Consider the following 19351-nt stretch of genomic DNA (forward strand, 5'->3'; position numbering starts at 1 on the left):
GTCGCCAGCTCACTCGAAGGGCAGCGACACCGACACCCCTGCCCGCCACGCCGGATCGACGCCCACGCGGCGCGACAGGTCCATGCGCATGTGCACCTGCTGCGTCAGCTCCAGCTGGCTGCCCAGCGCCAGCGTGGACTCGGGGGCGACGGCGTCCCAGGCCATGCGGCGCGCGACGCTGGCCTCGGCGCTCGCGCGGCGCGTGAGCTGCAGGCGGGTGTCCAGGCGCACGCCTTCGCGCGCCTCGGCGCCACCGATGGGCGAGCGGAACTCGCGGTCCGCCGCGGCATAGGACAGGCGCCAGCGCAGCCGATCACCGGGGCTGACGAGGCCGATGCCCCAGCGCTGCCCCGTGCCTTCGACCGCCGACGACTGGGCGCTCACGGCCTGCAGCGCCGTGTCGCCGCCCAGCTGCTGCAGCAGCTCGAAGCCCTGCGCGCTCTGCGTCGGCGTCCACTCGGCGCGCGCTTCGGCGGTGAGCCCGCGCAGCACGCCCGCGCGGTAGGCGGCGGCGCCGAAGCCCTGGCCGTAGCGACGGTCGGTGGTGTCCCAGCCTTCGCGCAGGCGGCCGAGCTGCAGTTCGTAGTCGGTGGCGCCGACGGCCAGCGGCTGCGCGTCGCCGGGCATCGGGGCCGAGGGGCCGTCGGGCGCGGGCAGCAGTCGCCGCGCCTCGGCGCGCCAGCGGCCCTCCCAGCCGGCACTCGGGTGCGCCCCCGAGAACGCGGGCACGCCGACCGGCACCGAATCGGCACGAAGGGGCTCGCGCAGGGCGACGGGGCGGCCCAGGCGCACGCCCGTCATGCGCGCGGCGGGGCTCCAGCCCGCGCCGCCGGTGTAGCCGTCGCCCAGCACCATGCGGCCGAGCGGCCCGGGCGCGGGCACGTCCCAGCTCGCGTCGACGCCGCCCACCGGCTGGTCCTGGGTCCCCGGCGCGATGCGCACCTGCGTGCGCAGGCGGGTCGGTCCCGCTTCCACTTCGCCCTGCAGCAGCACGCGGCCCTGCTGGCCCTCGCGCGGCGCCACCAGCTCGTAGCGCAGCTGCACCTCGGGCGATTCGAGCGAACCGGTGGCCGCCCCGGGGGCGGCGGGCAGTGCCTGGGGCGCCACGGGCGCGGCGGTCGTCGTGGGCGCGGCGGTGGTGGGCGCGGCGGTCGTCGGCGGCGCCGGCAGTGTGGGCGACTCGGCGTGCGCGATCCCCGCCAGCGCGACGCACAGCGCGGCGCACAGCGGACGGCGGGGGATCGAGGCAGGTCGCATGTACGGACGATGCTAGGTTCGGGCGCACCGCAGGCTCGTCTGTGACAAGACCTTCAGGCCCGCTGGCAGCGAACCGTGCATACCGCACGGGCCCGTGGCCCGCGCTGTTGCTCCCGCGCAATAAGCGCAACGAGCGGCCTCAGCGCGCCAGGCGCTCCTTCAGCAGCGCCATCAGCTGCTCGGGCGCCACCGGCTTGGTCAGGTGCGCATCGAAGCCGGCGTCGCGGGCGGCCTTCTGGTCGCTCTCCTGCCCCCAGCCGGTGACGGCCACCAGCAGCGGCTGGTGCTCGCGGTCGGCCTGCGCGCGGATGCGCCGGCAGGCCTCGTAGCCGTCGATGTCCGGCAGGCCGATGTCGAGCAGCGCCACGTCCGGTGCCTGGTCCAGCGCGGCGCGCACGGCCGACACGCCGTCGTGCGCGAGCAGGACGCGGTAGCCGCTCATGCCGAGCAGTTCGCCGAGCGTCTCGGCTGCATCGCGGTTGTCGTCCACCACCAGCACGCGAGCACCGCTGTCCCGCGCGCGTTCCGGTGCGGCCTGGGGTTGCATGGATGTCATGGGCGCCTCCGTCACGGGCAACTCGATGCGGAAGCAGCTGCCCTGCCCAAGGCCGTGGCTGTGGGCACGGATGCTGCCGCCATGCAGTTCGACCAGCCGCTTGACGAGCGCCAGCCCGATGCCCAGGCCGGTGTTGCCGCCGTGGCCGCTGTGCCGCTCCTGAACGAACAGATCGAAGATGCGTTCCAGATTCTCCGCCGCGATGCCCACCCCGTTGTCCTGTACCTCGACGACCGCGTGGTCTCCCTGCCGCATCACGCGCACCTTGAGGCGGCCGCCGCTGGCGGTGAACTTCACCGCGTTGTTGAGCAGGTTGACGACGCACTGCGCCAGGCGCGTCGGGTCACCGCGGACGAAAGGCGCCGGGCTCTCGATGTCCCGCTCGACCGACAGGCCCCCCTTGGCGGCCGCGGGCGTGATCGAGTCCACCGCCGTCGCCGCCACCTCGCCCAGGTTCACCGGCTCCTGGCGCAGCTGGATGCGGCCCAGCGTAATGCGCGACACGTCCAGCAGGTCGTCCACCAGGTGCGACAGGTGCATGGTCTGCCGCTCGATGGCCGCGCGGGCGCGCTCGATCACCGGGTCGGCCGGCCCGCGCAGCCGGATCAGCTCGGCCGCGGTGCGGATCGGGGCGAGCGGGTTGCGCAGTTCGTGCGCCAGCGTGGCCAGGAATTCGTCCTTCTGGCGGTCGGCCTGGCGCAGCATCGATTCCTGGTGCTCGGCCACGCGCCGGCGCGTCTGCTCCTCGGCGCGGCGGTGCTCGGCCGTCGCGCCGTCGCGCAGCGCCTGCGCCAGCAGGTCGATCTCGGCGATGCCGGTGTCGCGCTCGGGCGGCGGCGAACGGCCGGCCAGCACGTCGTCGCCCAGTTCGCGCAGCGGGCGCGCCAGCTTGCGGCTGAGCACGCCGGCCAGCAGCGCGCTGACGACGACGGCGGTGAGCAGCAGGCCCACCAGCGCCAGCGAGGTCCAGCGCGTGGGGAACAGGTCGCTGCCGTGCGGCTGCGACACGCGGATGGTGAAGCCGATCGGCGACACCGCGTAGGCCCCGGTGAGGTCCACGCCGTCGTACCCCCGGGCGCGGTAGAAGCCGCTGGTGGCCTCGGCCTTGCGGCTGATCGGCGTGGCCAGGTCGCCCATGCGGGTGGACGCCGCATCGTTGGCCGCGACCACCGCGCCGCGGCGGTCCACCAGCACGGCGCGGATCTCCGGCACGCGCACCGCGGCCTGCAGGCGCTCCTGCAGCAGGTTGGGCGAGAAGGAGAAGATCAGCGCGTAGTGCGCGACGCCGTCGCGCTGCACGGGGATGGACACCGACAGCGCCGGCCGGTTGACCTGGGCGCCGAAGTACAAATCGCTGTACACCGGGCCGCCCGTCTCCAGCGCCTGCCGCGAGAGGTTGCCCGAACTCAGCGGCAGCGGGCGGCCCTCCCACAGCACCTCCTTGTTCTGGGCGCCCAGCTGCCACAGGTTGGGCAGGGGATCGCCCGGCGCGATCGCGGTGCTGAACAGCACCTGGCCGTCGGAGCCGACCAGCACGATCAGGCTGCCCGGCAGGCTGCGCGTGACCTCGCTGGCGAACTCGCGCATGTGCGGCCAGTCGCCTTCGTGCAGCAGGGGCGAGGCGGCCACCACTTCGAGCTGCGCGCGGGCGCGGTCGAACTCGGCGTCGGCCGCCTGCACCAGCGTCTGCGCCAGCGCGGACAGGCGCGTCTGCGCAAGGCGGTTCTCCTGCACCGTCTGCAGTGCCAGCAGGCCCAGGGTGCCCAGGAGCAGCGGCGCCAGCACCGCCGCCAGCAAACGCCACAGCGTCTGGTTCAGGGTCTTGGGACGGAACGACGGCATGGGTGGGCGCGGCGGCGCAGCCGGCGCCACCGACCCGGACAATCTAACCAAGCTGCGCAGCGCCGTCGTAGGACGGCGCCGCCACGCCCGGATGGGCTGCGTCAGCCGCCCTGCTGCTGGCCGCCGCCGACCATCCACGGCGTGCCGAAGCGGTCGGTGAGCATGCCGAAGGCTTCGGTCCAGAAAGTCCTGGCCATCGGCATCGTCACGCTGCCGCCGGCCGCGAGCGTGTCGAACACGCGGCGGGCCTCGTCGGCCGTCGGGTAGTTGAGCGAGAGAGCGAAGCCGGACATCGGCTTGTGCATGCCTTCGGGCGAGTCCGAGGCCATCAGCATGCGGCCGTCGGGCAGCACGACGCAGGCGTGCATCACGCGGTCGGGGTCGCCCGGCGGGCAGGCCTGCGGGTCGGGCGACTGGGCGTAGCTCATCATGGTTTCCATCTTCCCGCCGAGCGTTCGCTCGTAGAAGCGCATGGCCTCGGCGCACTGGCCGTCGAAGAAGATGTAGCTGTCGAGGGTGGGCATGGCGGATCTCCTGTGGGGTGGGCAGGACGGGCGCGTCCCGCGCCGGGCGCCCGTCCACCCGCACGACGAACGGGGGCGGCGGAAATCGACAAGGTTCCGCGAGCGGCCTGTCCACCATCTTGCGGGATGCGGGGCGCGGCCGGATGATCCTTGCCCCTTCGAAAGGAACCTGCCATGGACACCCGTGAACTCGTCGTGCTCGTCACCCGCGGTACCGACCACGAACTCTCCTCGGTCGCCTTCACCATCGCCTGCGGCGGCATCACCTCCGGCCTCAAGGTGACGGCCTTCCTCACCAGCTCGGCCGTGGACCTGGTGCGCAAGAAGGCGGTGGACACCACGCAGGTGGCGCCGATGGATCCGCTCAAGTCGCTGATCCAGGACTTCGTCTCGCGCGGCGGAACGCTGATCGCCTGCCCGCCCTGCGTGAAGGCGCGCGGCTATGCGCAGGAGGATTTCATCGAAGGCGTGCAGATCGCCGGCGCCAGCGTGATCCACGAGAAGTTCAAGGCCGGCGCGGCCAGCCTGAGCTTCTGAAGCGCCGCTGCCTTCAGCAGCGCATCTCGCGGTACTTCACGCGCTGGATCGCGACGTTGCCGAGCTCTTCCTCGGTGGGCGAAGGCTTGCCCTTCAGGCGCGCCTCCTCGCGGCGGATGGACGACTCCAGATCGGCGCATTGCTCGCGCGCCTCGCGCGGCAGCTGCGCGCGGTTCATTTGCTTGGCGCGGTCCTGGGGCACCGGCGAGTCGAAGGTCTTGGAAACGCGGCGCGAGCCCATGGGGGCGTCGGCGCACGGCGCGTGGGAATAGGTGTGGCCGTTGCACTTGTAGACCTGCCTTTGCCAGGTGTCGTCCTGGGCAGCCAGCGGTCCGGCGGCGAGCACGAGGGAAGCGGCGAAGAAGGTGGGTCGAAGGGGCAGCATCGTGGCTCCGGATGAAACAGCTGAGCTTGATGCTGCCAAGCCGCGGGGCGGTGGTCGCACCCGAAGTGCAACGTTGCGTACGCCAACGCACAAACCGTGAGTCTTGTAACCAAGCTCGGCAGTTCGTCGCGGTTCAGCAACGCCCGCGTGATTCGCGGCCTTGCGAAAGTGCCGTCCGTTTCACCGCTTCGTTGCGGCCTGGCCCACGCATCGGGTCTTACCCGGGGACCTGCACTATCCTGCCTCAGGAGATTCCTTCATCGATCCGCGATTGCCAGCAGCCGCGACCTGAGCCAGACTGCAACGCATGGGGCACGCCAGCCAAACCCTTCTCGTCGTCGACAGCCACGCGGACTGCCGCGAGACGCTGGCGATGGCGCTGGAGTTCTGCGGCTACCAGGTTCGCACCGCCGCCAGCCCGCATGAGGCGCTGGTGTGGCTGCGCGAAGCCACACCGCGCGCCGTGCTGGTCGACACCCACCTCCTGGGCGGCTGCGGCCTCGACGTGGCCCGCGTGCTGCGCGCCAACCCGCGCTTCGACCAGACCCGCATCGTGCTCACCGGCACCTGGTTCACGGCCGAGGACCGCGCCTGCGCGGCCGCGGTGCCGGTGGACGAGCTGTGGCTCAAGCCGCTGGACTTCGGCGACCTGGTGCAGCAGCTTTCGCTCACGCTGGCCTGCACGGCGGCCGGGCACGACAGCTGAACCATCCCATGGCCAGGAAGTCTCGCGGCCGCCACTTCTCGCACACCCTCGTGGGCACGGCCGTCTCGCTCTTCGGGCTGGGCTGCGCGCTGCTGCTGTTCAGGTTCATGCTGGGCAGCTCGGACAGCTCGATGCTGCAGACGGCGCCCGTGGTGCTGCTGACCGGCCTGGTGCTGGGCGCGGTGGGCTACGCGCTCAAGCCCCGGCCCAGCCTGGCGCGCCGCGCGGGAGAAGCCACGCTGATCCCGGTGGACTCCACCGATTTCGTCGGCACCATGACGCCGCCGCCCGAGCCGCACGACCCGCGCTCGCACCGCGGCCAGCGGCCGCCGGCGCGGACCTGGGGCCCGCAGGTGTTCGACGACATCGAGTGGCAGCGCTTCGATACCGTGTGCGCCCGCCTGTTCGCGCAGGCCGGCTTCGAGACCCGGCTGCAGTCGCACGGGGTGGATGGCGGCGCGGACCTCTGGCTGCATTCGCGCCACGCGCAGGGGCCGGTGGCGGTGGTCCAGTGCAGGCACTGGCGCACGCGTCCGGTGGGCGTGCAGGAACTGCGCGAATTCCTGGCCCTGATGGCTTCGCACAACCTGGCCCGCGGCACCTACCTCACCACCTCGACCTTCACGCCCGACGCGTTGAAGTTCGCTCGCGCCCACGGCATCCACACGCGCGACGCCGACGGCCTGCTGGACCTGATCGCGCAGCGCTCGCCCGAGCAGCAGCAGGCGCTGATCGAACTCGCCTACGAGGGCGAGTACTGGCGGCCCACCTGCGCGCGCTGCGGCCTGAAGATGGTGGAGGTCAGCGCCCGCAACGGCGGCGCCGGCTTCTGGGGCTGCGCCGATTTCCCGCGCTGCCGCTTCACCCTGCCCGTCGCCGAGGCCTGAACTTCAGGCCGGCAGGGCGGCAGGCGCCGCATCGGCCGGCACCGGCATCGTGAAGCGGAAGGTGGCCCCGCGGCCCGGCTCGCTCTCGCCGTGCACCGCCCCGCCCTGCCGCTGCAGCGCCCGCGCCACCGTCGCCAGGCCGATCCCGGTCCCCGGGAACTCGTTCTGACCGTGCAGCCGCTGGAAGGTGCCGAAGAGCTTGTCGGCATGGGCCATGTCGAATCCGGCGCCGTTGTCGCGGACGAAGAACTCGCCGCGCGATACCGAGCCGCCCACGGCGATCTCGGCCACCTCCCGCTGCGCCGTGAACTTCCAGGCGTTGCCCAGCAGGTTCTCCATCACCGAGCGCATCAGGCGCACGTCGCCCAGCACCACCAGGTCCGGCGCGACGTGCCAGCGCACCTGGCGCGCGGGGGATTCGGCCTGCAGGCCTTCCAGGATCTCGGTGGCGATGGCGCTCAGGTCGACGCGGCCGCGGACGATGTCGGCCTGCGAAACCTCGGCCAGCAGCAGCAGGCCCTGCACCAGCTGCACCATCTCTTCCGCATTGGCCTGGATGCGCCGCAGGAAATGGTCGGCCCTCGATCCGGCGGGCAGCGGCCCGAGCTCCTGCGCCAGCAGCTGGGCGAACGAGCCGATGCGCTGCAGCGGCGACTGCAGGTCGTGCGAGACCGAGTAGGAGAACGAGCGCAACTGGTCGTTGGCCAGGCTCAGGGCCGCCTCGTTAGCCTTCAGGTCCGTGATGTCGGCGTCGATGCCCACCCAGAACACGATCCGGCCCTCCTCCCCGCGAACCGGCGTCGCCCGGTACGAGGTGGTGTGGAAGGTGCCGTCGCCCGCGCGCAGGCGCCGCGTGCCCTGGAAGGTGCCGCCGTCCTTCTGGCAGCGCGACCAGTTGGCCAGCACCAGGGGACGGTCGTCGGGATGCAGCGCCTGGGTCCATTCCATGCCCAGGCCGCCGGGCGCGGCGCCGCCGACCAGCTGGTACCAGGCGGGGCTGAAGAAGGTGGCGCGCCCGCTCGGGTCCAGCGTCCAGATCGGGAAAGGGGCCTGCTCGGCCAGGGTGCGGAACAGCGCCTCCTGGCGTTCCAGCTCGAGGGTGCGCTGGGCGATGCGCTGCTCCAGCGTGGCATTGAGCTCGCGGATCTCGGCCACCATGCGCACGCGCTGCGTGACGTCCTGCTGCGCGCCCTGCACGCGGATGACGCGGCCGGCGGCGTCGCGCACGGGCTGGCCCATGGCGCGGATCCACACCTCGCGGCCGGCCGGGGTGCGCACCCGGCCCTCGAGGTCGAAGGGCTCGCCGTAATGCACGCAGCGCTGCAGGGTGACCTGGGCCTTGGCGCGGCCCCGGGGGCCCATCAGGCCGTAGAACTCCCCCAGCGCCGGCATGGCGCCGGGCGGCAGGTCCAGCATCGCCGCCGCCACCCCGGACAGCGCGATGCGCCCGCTCTCCAGGTCCAGCTCCCAGCTGCCCAGGCGCGCCAGCTCGCCGGCCAGCCGCAGCATGTCGGCCTGCTCCTGCAGCTGCTCCTGCGCCATCTTCAGCTCGTGGATGTCGGTGGAGGTGCCGTACCACGACACCACCTGGCCGGCGCCGTTGCGATTCGGCCGGGCGCGCACCAGCTGCCAGCGGTCGTAGCCGTCGGCATAGCGCAGGCGCAGTTCGGCCTGCACCGGCTCGCCGGCGGCGACGCCGGGCGCCGTTTCCGCTTCGGCCCGCAGCGCGTCCTCCGGATGGACCAGCTGGAACCAGCGCACGCCGTGCGTCTCCTCGGCCGGCCGGCCGGTGGCGTCGGACCAGCACTGGTTGACGAACTCCACCACGCCCTGCGCGTTGGTGATGAACACGATCTGCGGCATCGCCTGGGCGAGATCGCCGAACCGCTGCTCCAGGTGGCGCCGGCGCGCCGCCTGCCGGTGCACCTGCAGCGCCAGCGCGGCGGCCCCCAGCACGGACAGCAGCCACACGCCGCCGGTGAGCGCGGCGAACCGGCGCCAGGGCGCCAGGATGTTGGCGTACGACGAGCCCACCATCACGACCAGCTGCGGGTAGGTGGACGGCGAGCGGTAGGCCACCAGGCGCTCGACGTCGTCGATCACGCTGCGCCCGTGGAACAGGCCCTGGGACGAATGGTTCAGCCACTCCCTGAAGAGCGGCAGGTGCCCGTAGTCGCGCCCGAGCGCCGACTCGTTCGGCGGGCTTCGCATCAGCAGCTGGCCGTTGCGGTGCATCAGGTTCACGATGCCGCCGCTGCCGACGTCCAGCCCCTGCCAGACCGACTGGAAATAGGTCGGCTCGATGGCGGCGACGATCACGCCCTGGAAGGCGCCGCCGGCATCGCGCACCGGGCGCGACACCGTCATCTGCAGGCGCCCGGTGGCGCGGCTGCGCACCGTGGGGCTGACGTAGGCGGCCGGCGGGCCCTCGGCGGCGCGCGGGCCCATGAAGTACTCGCGGTCGGAGCCGCTGGGCATGCCCGCGCCGCCGTCGGTGTGGTGGACCACCTGGCCCTGGGCATCCGTGGTCCACAGGGCGCGCACGTAGGGAAGGTCCTTGAGCTGCGCGCGCAGCAGGGCGTCCCCGGCGACGCCCTCCACCCGGCCCGCCTCGGCGGCATCGCGCAGCGTCTGTTCGGCGAACTGCAGGCGCTGGTCCACCGTCTGGATGCTGCGGGTGGTCTGCTCGGTGATGACGCGGGCCAGCGCGGTGGTGAGCTGCTCGCCCCAGCGCACGGCCTCGCCGCGCAGCAGCCACAGCGCGGTGGCCACCAGGACCCCCGAAACCACGGCGAACACGGCCACCCAGACCAGCGCGCTGCGCCCGGGCAGCGTAGCGGCCGGAACGGCCAGCGACATCACGGTCGGCCCGAAATCCGATGTGCTGGGCGTCGTTTTCCTCATCCCTGTCTTGTCATTTTTTGGGGTCGCGATGCCCTCGAACCCGTGATCGTCCCATGAACCCGGCCGCACCCGACGCGCCGCCGGACGTGCTTTCACGCGGGGCCGGGCCGCCGTGTAAGTAAAACGACGTCGCTTTGCCGGAATGCCGGCCAGCGCGCATACTCGACAGCTACAACAAGCGCCGCAACGGCGCCACCGGAGGGACTCGCATGGGACTCATGGATCGCCTGTTCGGCAAGGCGGCGGCCAAGCCTGCCGCGCCACGCGCGGCGAGCAGCGTGCAGAACAGCGTCGGCCCGTCGACCCGGGGCGGAGGCGGCACGCCGCAGTCGATCCGCAAGGAGCTGGTGCGCGTCACGGTCCGCGAGACGCTGCTGCACAACGGCATCCCCAGCGCCTGGATCCGCGCCGATCCCCTCACCACGTCCGCCCCCGGCCGCGATGCCGGCGTGCACGTGCGGCTGGTGGTCAAGCACTGGGACGCCCGGCTGATGCACCACTCGGTCGCCCTGCAGGAGCACGTGGAAAAGCGCATCCTCGCGCTGGACCCGCAGGCCGAGCACTGGCTGATGGGCCTGTCCTGGCAGTTCGACCTGGACGACGTCTCCATCTGCCCGCCCCTGCCCCACCCCGGCAGCTGGACCGCGGACACCGCCAGGCCCTTCTCCGTGGGCACGGGTGCGGTCGCCAGGCCGGTCCCCGAGCCTGCGCAGGCCAGCGGCGACGTGATCACCGGACCCACCCGCATCCAGCAGCCCGGCGACGACCGGCGCAAGGCGCTCGAGCGCATGCTCAGCGAACGCGACCGCGATTTCGGTGGCGACGGCTCGGGCTTCACCCGGACCCAGCCCATGGGCTTCGAGAAGACGCAGCCCATGCCCGTCTTCGGCAAGACGGCGCCCGCGCCGATCGAGCCTTCCCCGCCGCCGGCGCAGCGTCCGCGGTCCGGCGGTTGACCCGCGGCGACGCGGGACCGCTCTGGACCCGCTTCCTCGCTTTCCTCGCGCCGCTGGTCCTGACCAATGTGCTGCAGGCGCTCTCCGGCACGCTGAACAACATCTACCTGGGCCGCATGCTGGGCACCAGCGCGCTGGCCGCCGCGGTCGCTTTCTTCCCGCTGCTGATGTTCCTGATCGCGCTGGTGATCGGCCTGGGCACGGGCAGCACCATCCTGGTCGGCCAGGCCTGGGGCGCCCACAAGCACGACGTGGTGCGGCGCGTGGCCGGCACCACGCTGGCCGGCGCGGTGGTGCTCGGGGTCGTCATCATGGGGCTGGGCTTCCTGGGCATCGACCGGATGCTGCAGGGGCTGCGCACGCCCGCAGCGGTGCTGCCGCAGGCGGTCGCCTATGCCCACGTCCTGCTGCTGGCGCTGCCGGCGCTGTTCGTCTCCATCGTCGCGGCCTCGCTGCTGCGCGGCGTGGGCGACACCGTCACGCCGCTGCGCATGCTGGCGATCACCACGCTGTTCTCGATGCTGCTGACGCCTGCTCTGATCCGGGCCGGCGCCGGCGTGGCCAGCGCGGCGTGGGCCGTGCTGGCCGGCAACGTGGCGGGGCTGCTCTGGCTGGCCTGGCACCTCTCGCGCCGCCACCACGTGCTGGCCTGGTCCACGCTGGTGCCGCACCTGCGCTTCGAAGGGCCCCTGCTGCGGCAGGTGGTGCGCCTGGGCATCCCGACCGGCCTGTTCTTCACGGTCGGCTCGCTGGCCGACATCGCCCTGCTGTCGCTGGTGAACGCGCACGGCGTGCACGCCACGGCGGCCTGGGGCGCGGTCAACCAGGTGATGGCCTACGTGCAGTTCCCGGCGATGTCGATCGCCATCGCGTCCTCGGTGTTCGCGGCGCAGGCGATCGGGGGCGGCCGCCTCGCGCAGATCGCGCAGGTCACGCGCATCGGCCTGGGCATGAACCTGGCGATCACCGGCGGGCTGGCCCTGCTGGTGGCGCTGCTGGCGCGGCCCGCGGCCAGCCTGTTCCTCACCGATGCCGGGGTGGTGGCACTGGCGGCCTCGGTGCTGCGCATCATGGTGGTGGGCAGCGTGCTGTTCGGGATGGCCAGCGTGTTCAGCGGCATCATGCGCGCCGCCGGCACGGTGCGCGTGCCCACGGCCATCTCGCTGGGCTGCCTGGCGCTGCTGGTCTTCCCGCTCGGCTGGCTGTTCGACCGCACGCTGGGCCTGCGCTGGATCTGGCTGGCCTATCCCGCCACCTACGGCGTCGGGCTGCTGCTGCAGGCCGCGTACTTCCACGGGGTGTGGAAGCGGCAGCCGATCCGCAGCCTGGTCTGAAACCGCCGCGTCAGAACAGGCTGCCGGTCTCCGGCGGCGGGGGACGCGTGGTGCGGACGCTGGACGCCTTGGGCGTGCGCGGTGGCAGCGGCGAGGCCTCGGCCACCAGCGGCCTGTCCCACATCCGCAGGTAGTTGCTCGCCTCCTGCACGCGGCAGGTGAGCCAGTTGCCGTAGTCCTCGGGGTCGAGGATCACCACCATGCGCTTTTCGTCCTCGGGCCGGTGGAAGCGCCGCATCAGCGGATGGGCGTCGGCATTGACGGTGAGCATGGCGAAGCTGAACACGTCGCGGCCATCGGGGTGGCGCCACTTGCGGTAGATGCCGGCGACGCCGAACGGCACGAAGCCTTCCTGCCAGATCGCCCAGCGCACCGCCTGGCCGGTCTCCCAGCTGGGTTCGTAGATCGCCTCGCAGGGGATGATGCAGCGCCAGCCGCGGGCCCAGGATTCGCGGAAGCTGGGCAGGCGCGCCACGGTCTCGCTGCGTGCGTTGTAGGTCCTTCTTCCGAATCCGATCTCGGTGGCGAAATCGGGCAGCAGGCCGAACACGCCGTCGTCCACCACCCGCTCGAAGCCCGAGCCTTCCTCGGCCAGCCGGATGAAGGGCGCCAGGCCCAGCGGCCAGGTGTCGACCGGCGCGTCGTCGCGGTCGCGTTCCACGCCGAAGAAGGTCAGCAGCCGTTCGCGCCGGCTCACCGGCACGTAGTTCGAACACATCGGAAGATGGTAGCGGAGCCGCAGGAAGCTGGGTTTCCCCGCTATTGTTTGTGTAGCGCAGGCTGCGTACACTCCCCCTCCCGCCGCGACGCCCGCGCCGCGAATGCGACGTCCACGCCGCGAATGCGACGTCCGCGCCGGGGCGGGGAGAACAAGAAAGCATGAGTTCCAAGGACAACGTGGCCATCCACCAGCTGCTGGCCCTGCTGGAGGCGCGCTATGCGATCCGCGTGCTGTGGGCGCTGCGCGACGGGCATCCGCAGACCTTCCGCCTGCTGCAGGACAGCGTGGGCGGCATCACCCCGAACACGCTGAACACCCGCATCAAGGAGATGCGCGAGGCGGGCCTGATCGGCCACGGCCCCGACGGCTATTGCGTCACTCCCGCCGGTGCCGACCTCCTCAAGCGCCTGTCCGAACTGCCTGCCTTCGCCGCCAAGTGGGTGGCGGGGCAGGGTCGCAGGAAACAGCAGCACAGCGCCGCCACATGAACGACCTCGCTTCCTCCCTGCGCCCCGGGACCGCCCTGCCGCAGGACGCCGCGGACGCCACCCTGGTCGGCCGCGCCTGGGTCGAGGGCCAGGGCGCCGTGCTGGTTCGAATCACGCCCGAAGCCGTGTTCGACCTCTCGGGCCTGGCGCCCACCATGAGCGAACTGCTCGACCTGCCCGAGCCGGCCGCCGCGGTGCGCGGTTTCGCCGCACCGCGCATCGGCGCCACGGCCGCCGTGCTGGCCAACAGCGCCTGGGATGCGCACGATCCGGCCCTGCCCTGGCTGCTCGCGCCCTGCGACCTGCAGGCCATCAAGGCCGCCGGCGTCACCTTCGTGGCGTCGATGCTGGAACGCGTGATCGAGGAGCAGGCGCGCGGCGATGCCTCGCGGGCCGAGAGCGTGCGTGCCGCGGTGGTGGCCGTGATCGGCGAGAACCTCGCGGCGGTCAGGCCCGGCTCGCCGGAAGCGCTGCGCCTGAAGGACGTGCTGATCGCGCAGGGCATGTGGTCGCAGTACCTCGAGGTGGGCATAGGCCCCGACGCCGAGGTGTTCACCAAGTCGCAGCCCATGAGCGCGGTGGGCACGGGCGCCGAAGTCGGCCTGCACCCGCGCAGCGAATGGAACAACCCCGAGCCGGAGGTGGTGCTGGCCGTCGACAGCCGCGGGCAGGTGAAGGGCGCGGCGCTGGGCAACGACGTCAACCTGCGCGACTTCGAGGGCCGCAGCGCCCTGCTGCTGGGCAAGGCCAAGGACAACAACGGCAGCTGCGCCATCGGGCCCGTCATCCGGCTGTTCGACGCGCGGTTCGGCATCGACGTGCTGCGGCGCTGCGAGCTGGCGATGGAGGTTCGCGGGCCGGAAGGCTTCGTGCTGCGGGGATCCAGTTCGCTCGCGAAGATCAGCCGCGATCCGCTGGACCTGGTGGCGCAGGCGCGCGGCAGCACGCACCAGTACCCCGACGGCTTCATGCTGTTCCTGGGCACGATGTTCGCGCCCACGCAGGACCGGCACGGCCCCGGCCAGGGCTTCACGCACGTGGTGGGCGATGTGGTCACGGTCCAGGCACCCGCCCTCGGTACACTCGCCAACCGCGTCAACACCAGCGACCGCATCCCGCCCTGGACCTATGGCACCGGCGCGCTGATGAGGGACCTGGCCCGGCGGGGCCTGCTGGGCGCCGCCGCCACCTGAAGGACACCAACTCCATGATCACCACCCCCTCCGGCCTGCAGTACGAAGACACCGCCCCCGGCAACGGCGCCGAGGCCAAGCCCGGCCAGCACGTTCACGTGCACTACACCGGCTGGCTCTACGAGAACGGCAAGCAGGGCGCCAAGTTCGACTCCAGCCATGACCGCAACGACCCGTTCGCCTTCTCGCTGGGCGCGGGCATGGTCATCAAGGGCTGGGACGAGGGCGTGGCCGGCATGAAGATCGGCGGCAAGCGCACGCTGATCATCCCGCCGCAACTGGGCTACGGCGCGCGCGGCGCCGGTGGCGTGATCCCGCCCAACGCCACGCTGAAGTTCGACGTCGAACTGCTCGACGCGCACTGAGCCGGGTCAGCTGCGCCGGCGCGCCGTCACCTCGATCTCGATCTTCATGCGGGGGTCCAGCAGGCCGGCCTGGATCATCATCGCGGCCGGCCGGACCTGGCCGAAATACCGCTTGAGCACGGGCCAGCAGGCCTCGAAATCCCGCCGGTCCGGCAGCACGTAGTTCACCCGCACCACGTCGGCCAGGCTGGCGCCGGCCTGGCCCAGGGCCGTCGAGATGTTGACCAGGCACTGCTCGCACTGGCCGGCCACGTCCTCCACGAGGGTCATCGTCGAGTAGTCGAAGCCGGTGGTGCCCGAGACGAAGACCCAGTCGCCGTCCAGCACCGCCCGCGAGTAGCCGATCTCGGCCTCGAACACCGAACCGGAGCTGATCAACCGCCTTGCCATCGCGCCCTCCTGGCCAAATCCGGGACTGTACGGCGGCCCCGGACGCCCCCGGCGCCCCCCGGTCGCGCTGCCAGCCCTAGCCCCTCCGGACTAGCTCAGCCTTTTTTCGGCTTCCGCCGTCCTTTCCCCGTCTTGAAAAGGGCTACGCTGCCCCAAGGTTGACCGCTGATTCGAGCCGCTTTCCACCTTCAAGAGATGAACGCAGACGACAACAAGATCGAACCCACGCTGGACGGGGCCCCCGCCCCGGCCGACCTGCCGCCCGAGGAAGCCGAGGCCGCCGCCGCGGCCAACGAAGCCGACCTGGCCGCCTCGCTGTCCGAGCTGGAGCAGCTGCGGGCCAGGAACACGGAGCTGACCGAGCAGTACCTGCGGGCGCAGGCCGAGGTGCAGAACACCCGCCGCCGCACCGACGAGGAGATGGCCAAGGCGCGCAAGTTCGCCATCGAGAGCTTCGCCGAGAGCCTGCTGGCGGTGGCCGACAGCCTGGAGGCCGGCCTGGCCATCCAGGACGCCAAGCCCGAGCAGATCCGCGAGGGGGCCGAGGCCACCTTGCGCCAGCTCAAGAGCGTGCTGGAGCGCAACAAGGTGGTGGAGGTCAATCCGGCCGCCGGCGCGAAGTTCGACCCGCACCAGCACCAGGCGATCTCGATGGTGCCGGCGCCCGGCCAGGAGGCCAACACCGTGGTGACGGTCCTGCAGAAGGGTTACCTGATCGCCGAGCGGGTGCTCCGCCCGGCGCTGGTGACCGTGGCGGCGCCGCCGCAGTGAGCCCTTGAAACGGCAAGAGTTATCCACAAGTCAGCATGAGAGACCGGGGCGTGCAGTCCCGGCGAAGACAGGAGAGATAGAAACATGGGCAAGATCATCGGCATCGACCTGGGCACCACCAACTCGTGCGTGTCCATCATGGAGGGCAACACCCCCAAGGTCATCGAGAACAGCGAAGGTGCGCGCACCACGCCGTCCATCGTCGCGTACCAGGAAGACGGCGAGATCCTGGTGGGGGCCTCGGCCAAGCGCCAGGCGGTCACCAACGCCAAGAACACGCTGTACGCCGTCAAGCGGCTGATCGGGCGCAAGTTCGAGGAGAAGGAAGTCCAGAAGGACATCCACCTCATGCCCTACGCCATCACCAAGGCCGACAACGGCGACGCCTGGGTGGAAGTGCGCGGCAAGAAGCTCGCGCCGCCGCAGATCTCGGCCGAGGTGCTGCGCAAGATGAAGAAGACCGCCGAGGACTACCTGGGCGAGCCGGTCACCGAGGCCGTGATCACGGTGCCCGCGTACTTCAACGACAGCCAGCGCCAGGCCACCAAGGACGCCGGCCGCATCGCGGGCCTGGACGTCAAGCGGATCATCAACGAGCCCACCGCGGCCGCGCTCGCCTTCGGCCTGGACAAGCAGGAAAAGGGTGACCGCAAGATCGCCGTGTACGACCTGGGCGGCGGCACGTTCGACATCTCGATCATCGAGATCGCCGACGTCGACGGCGAGAAGCAGTTCGAGGTGCTCTCCACCAACGGCGACACGTTCCTGGGCGGCGAGGACTTCGACCAGCGGATCATCGACCACATCATCGTGGAGTTCAAGAAGGAACAGGGCGTGGACCTGTCCAAGGACGTGCTCGCGCTGCAGCGCCTGAAGGAAGCCGCCGAGAAGGCCAAGATCGAGCTGTCCAACGGCGCGCAGACCGACATCAACCTGCCGTACATCACGGCCGACGCCAGCGGCCCGCGGCACCTGAACATCAAGCTCACGCGCGCCAAGCTGGAGTCGCTGGTCGACGAGCTGATCGAGCGCACCATCGCGCCCTGCCGCACGGCCATCAAGGACGCCGGCGTGTCGATCAACGACATCCACGACGTGATCCTGGTGGGCGGCCAGACCCGCATGCCCAAGGTGCAGGAGAAGGTCAAGGAGCTGTTCGGCAAGGAGCCGCGCAAGGACGTCAACCCCGATGAAGCCGTCGCCGTGGGCGCGGCCATCCAGGGCCAGGTGCTGGGCGGCGACCGCAAGGACGTGCTGCTGCTGGACGTCACCCCGCTGTCGCTGGGCATCGAGACCCTGGGCGGCGTGATGACCAAGATGATCTCCAAGAACACGACCATCCCGACCAAGTTCGCGCAGACCTTCTCCACCGCCGACGACAACCAGCCGGCCGTGACGATCAAGGTCTACCAGGGCGAGCGCGAGATGGCCACCGGCAACAAGCTGCTGGGCGAGTTCAACCTGGAAGGCATCCCGCCGGCGCCGCGCGGCCTGCCGCAGATCGAGGTGAGCTTCGACATCGACGCCAACGGCATCCTGCACGTCGGGGCCAAGGACAAGGCCACCGGCAAGGAGAACAAGATCACCATCAAGGCCAACTCGGGCATCTCCGAGGAGGAGATCCAGAAGATGGTGAAGGACGCCGAGCTCAACGCCGCCGAGGACAAGAAGAAGCTCGAGCTGGTGCAGGCCCGCAACCAGGGCGAGGCGCTGGTCCACTCCGTGCGCAAGAGCCTGGGCGAGTACGGCGACAAGCTCGAAGGCGGCGAGAAGGAGAAGATCGAGGCCGCCCTCAAGGAAGTCGACGAAGCGCTCAAGGGCGAGGACAAGGCGCTGATCGAGGACAAGACCAACGCGCTGATGACCGCCAGCCAGAAGCTGGGCGAGAAGATGTACGCCGACATGCAGTCGGCCCAGTCCGCGCAGGCGGCCGGCGGCGCGCCGGGGGCCGAGCCGGAAGGCGGCACTGGCGGCACTGGCGCCACCAAGCAGCAGGCGAACGACGACGATGTCGTCGACGCGGAGGTGAAAGAGGTCAAGAAAGGCTGACGCCTTTTCGAGGGGCTAGGGGCTGGGGGCTAGGGGCTAGGGAAGAACTCCCCGCCTCGCCCCAGCCCCTAGCCCCTAGCCCCTAGTCCCTCTCAAAACAACATGGCCACGAAACGCGATTACTACGACGTCCTGGGCGTGCCCAAGAACGCCTCCGAGGAAGAGATCAAGAAGGCTTATCGCAAGCTCGCGATGAAGTTCCACCCTGACCGCAACCAGGGGGACGCGGCCAAGGACGCGGAAGCCAAGTTCAAGGAGGCCAAGGAGGCGTACGAGATGCTGTCGGACGCCGACAAGCGCGGCGCCTACGACCAGTACGGCCATGCGGGCGTGGACCCCAACATGCGCGGCGCGGGCGCCGGGCCGGAAGGCTTCGGCGGCTTCGCGGAAGCCTTCGGCGACATCTTCGGCGACATCTTCGGCCAGGGCCGCGCCGGCGGTGGCGCCGCAGGCGCGCGCGGCGGACGCCAGGTCTACCGCGGCAACGACCTGTCGTACGCGATGGAGGTCACGCTGGAGGAAGCCGCCAACGGCAAGGAAGCGCAGATCCGCATCCCGACCTGGGACCCGTGCGACACCTGCCACGGCAGCGGCGCCAAGCCGGGCACCCAGGCCAAGGCCTGCGGCACCTGCCACGGCGCCGGCGTGGTGCAGATGCGCCAGGGCTTCTTCTCGGTGCAGCAGACCTGCCCCACGTGCCGCGGCCAGGGCAAGATCATTCCCGAGCCCTGCCCCACCTGCCACGGCCAGGGCCGCGTCAAGAAGCAGAAGACGCTGGAGGTGAAGATCCCCGCCGGCATCGACGACGGCATGCGCATCCGCAGCGCCGGCAACGGCGAGCCGGGCCACAACGGCGGCCCGCCGGGCGACCTGTTCATCGAGATCCGGCTGAAGAAGCACGCGATCTTCGAGCGCGACGGCGACGACCTGCACTGCGTGGTGCCGATCTCCTTCACCCGGGCGGCGCTCGGCGGCGAGATCGAGGTGCCCACGCTGGCCGGCAAGGCGGCGATCGACATCCCCGAAGGCACCCAGGCCGGCAAGCAGTTCCGCCTGCGCGGCAAGGGCGTCAAGGGCGTGCGGTCCAGCTACCCGGGCGACCTGTACTGCCACATCAGCGTGGAGACGCCGGTCAAGCTCACCGAGCACCAGCGCAAGCTGCTCAAGGAGCTGGACGACGCCCTGAAGAAGGGTGGCGCCAAGCACTCGCCCAGCGAGGAGAGCTGGTCGGACAAGCTGAAGAGCTTCTTCAGCGCCTGACGATCCCCCGCGACCGCCACATCCGCAACCCGTCATCCCCGCGAAGGCGGGGATCCAGAGCTTCCGGCAGTCCGCGAAAGCGGACGCACTTGTATCTTTCGGGCCCGGCTTCTTTTTTTGGCAAGGCTCGTGCAGCCTGATACGCACTAGGGTCCCGAACCCGTAATCCAGCAGATTGCGCACGAGCCAAGCCGCTAGCCTGAAGCCCGAACAGTTTGCTTGAACT

18 protein-coding genes are annotated in these 19351 nt (G+C 71.0%); 11 read left to right on the forward strand and 7 right to left on the reverse strand.

Annotated elements, in window-relative coordinates:
- Nucleotides 1-9 precede the first annotated feature (9 nt).
- The 3 genes from ASG30_RS15670 to ASG30_RS15680 form a co-directional block, all read right to left on the reverse strand.
- Nucleotides 10-1257, reverse strand: a complete 1248-nt coding sequence (locus ASG30_RS15670) for a hypothetical protein (RefSeq protein WP_055898635.1) — start codon at nt 1255-1257, stop codon at nt 10-12.
- Between the two features lie 139 nt (nt 1258-1396).
- Nucleotides 1397-3655 (reverse strand): hybrid sensor histidine kinase/response regulator, encoded by a 2259-nt coding sequence (locus ASG30_RS15675; RefSeq protein WP_055898638.1) that lies wholly within the window; start codon nt 3653-3655, stop codon nt 1397-1399.
- 101 nt (nt 3656-3756) lie between these two features.
- Nucleotides 3757-4179 (reverse strand): VOC family protein, encoded by a 423-nt coding sequence (locus tag ASG30_RS15680; protein ID WP_055898641.1) that lies wholly within the window; start codon nt 4177-4179, stop codon nt 3757-3759.
- A 174-nt stretch (nt 4180-4353) separates the two neighbouring features.
- Here ASG30_RS15680 and ASG30_RS15685 point away from each other — a divergent pair, with 174 nt between their 5' ends.
- Nucleotides 4354-4716: a DsrE family protein gene (locus ASG30_RS15685; RefSeq protein ID WP_055898645.1), complete on the forward strand. Its 363-nt coding sequence runs from the start codon at nt 4354-4356 to the stop codon at nt 4714-4716.
- Nucleotides 4717-4729: 13 nt separating this feature from the next.
- Here ASG30_RS15685 and ASG30_RS15690 read toward each other — a convergent pair whose 3' ends face one another.
- The gene (locus ASG30_RS15690) at nt 4730-5101 is read right to left on the reverse strand and encodes a hypothetical protein (RefSeq protein WP_055898647.1); all 372 of its coding nucleotides are present in this window, start codon (nt 5099-5101) and stop codon (nt 4730-4732) included.
- Nucleotides 5102-5408: 307 nt separating this feature from the next.
- On the opposite strand from ASG30_RS15690, the gene ASG30_RS15695 reads away from it, so the two are divergent.
- Both ASG30_RS15695 and ASG30_RS15700 read left to right on the forward strand, forming a co-directional pair.
- The gene (locus ASG30_RS15695) at nt 5409-5807 is read left to right on the forward strand and encodes a response regulator (protein ID WP_055898650.1); all 399 of its coding nucleotides are present in this window, start codon (nt 5409-5411) and stop codon (nt 5805-5807) included.
- Nucleotides 5808-5815: 8 nt separating this feature from the next.
- Nucleotides 5816-6694: a restriction endonuclease gene (locus tag ASG30_RS15700; RefSeq protein WP_055898653.1), complete on the forward strand. Its 879-nt coding sequence runs from the start codon at nt 5816-5818 to the stop codon at nt 6692-6694.
- Nucleotides 6695-6697: 3 nt separating this feature from the next.
- Here the strand turns inward: ASG30_RS15700 and ASG30_RS15705 are convergent, their stop codons facing one another.
- Nucleotides 6698-9598 (reverse strand): PAS domain-containing protein, encoded by a 2901-nt coding sequence (locus ASG30_RS15705; RefSeq protein ID WP_082522134.1) that lies wholly within the window; start codon nt 9596-9598, stop codon nt 6698-6700.
- 209 nt (nt 9599-9807) lie between these two features.
- On the opposite strand from ASG30_RS15705, the gene ASG30_RS23015 reads away from it, so the two are divergent.
- Nucleotides 9808-10554: a hypothetical protein gene (locus ASG30_RS23015; protein ID WP_055898658.1), complete on the forward strand. Its 747-nt coding sequence runs from the start codon at nt 9808-9810 to the stop codon at nt 10552-10554.
- Nucleotides 10551-11888 (forward strand): MATE family efflux transporter, encoded by a 1338-nt coding sequence (locus ASG30_RS23020; protein WP_055898661.1) that lies wholly within the window; start codon nt 10551-10553, stop codon nt 11886-11888. Before ASG30_RS23015 ends, ASG30_RS23020 begins: the two co-directional genes overlap by 4 nt.
- A gap of 10 nt (nt 11889-11898) precedes the next feature.
- Here the strand turns inward: ASG30_RS23020 and ASG30_RS15720 are convergent, their stop codons facing one another.
- Entirely contained in the window at nt 11899-12606 is a 708-nt protein-coding gene (locus ASG30_RS15720) for an SOS response-associated peptidase (RefSeq protein ID WP_055898666.1), read from the reverse strand.
- A gap of 161 nt (nt 12607-12767) precedes the next feature.
- On the opposite strand from ASG30_RS15720, the gene ASG30_RS15725 reads away from it, so the two are divergent.
- Genes ASG30_RS15725 through ASG30_RS15735 form a run of 3 tightly spaced genes read left to right on the forward strand, consistent with a single transcriptional unit; the run spans nt 12768 to nt 14655 of the window.
- Nucleotides 12768-13097: a winged helix-turn-helix transcriptional regulator gene (locus ASG30_RS15725; RefSeq protein ID WP_055898669.1), complete on the forward strand. Its 330-nt coding sequence runs from the start codon at nt 12768-12770 to the stop codon at nt 13095-13097.
- Nucleotides 13094-14290, forward strand: coding sequence for a fumarylacetoacetate hydrolase family protein (locus tag ASG30_RS15730; protein WP_055898672.1), 1197 nt, complete (start codon nt 13094-13096; stop codon nt 14288-14290). Before ASG30_RS15725 ends, ASG30_RS15730 begins: the two co-directional genes overlap by 4 nt.
- Before the next feature lie 14 nt (nt 14291-14304).
- Nucleotides 14305-14655, forward strand: a complete 351-nt coding sequence (locus ASG30_RS15735; protein WP_055898675.1) for an FKBP-type peptidyl-prolyl cis-trans isomerase — start codon at nt 14305-14307, stop codon at nt 14653-14655.
- A gap of 6 nt (nt 14656-14661) precedes the next feature.
- Here ASG30_RS15735 and ASG30_RS15740 read toward each other — a convergent pair whose 3' ends face one another.
- A complete protein-coding gene (locus ASG30_RS15740; protein WP_055898678.1) occupies nt 14662-15045 on the reverse strand; it encodes a RidA family protein in 384 nt (127 codons plus the stop codon).
- A gap of 195 nt (nt 15046-15240) precedes the next feature.
- Here ASG30_RS15740 and grpE point away from each other — a divergent pair, with 195 nt between their 5' ends.
- The 3 genes from grpE to dnaJ all read left to right on the forward strand — a co-directional run bounded on the left by grpE (nt 15241) and on the right by dnaJ (nt 19125).
- Nucleotides 15241-15816, forward strand: a complete 576-nt coding sequence (gene grpE, locus ASG30_RS15745) for a nucleotide exchange factor GrpE (protein WP_082522136.1) — start codon at nt 15241-15243, stop codon at nt 15814-15816.
- A gap of 84 nt (nt 15817-15900) precedes the next feature.
- The gene (dnaK, locus tag ASG30_RS15750) at nt 15901-17865 is read left to right on the forward strand and encodes a molecular chaperone DnaK (protein WP_055898682.1); all 1965 of its coding nucleotides are present in this window, start codon (nt 15901-15903) and stop codon (nt 17863-17865) included.
- 102 nt (nt 17866-17967) lie between these two features.
- On the forward strand, nt 17968-19125 hold the full coding sequence (gene dnaJ, locus ASG30_RS15755; protein WP_055898686.1) for a molecular chaperone DnaJ: 1158 nt from the start codon (nt 17968-17970) through the stop codon (nt 19123-19125).
- Nucleotides 19126-19351: the final 226 nt, after the last annotated feature.

Origin of the sequence: Ramlibacter sp. Leaf400 (genome assembly GCF_001424545.1) — a bacterium.
Lineage (GTDB): Bacteria > Pseudomonadota > Gammaproteobacteria > Burkholderiales > Burkholderiaceae_C > Ramlibacter.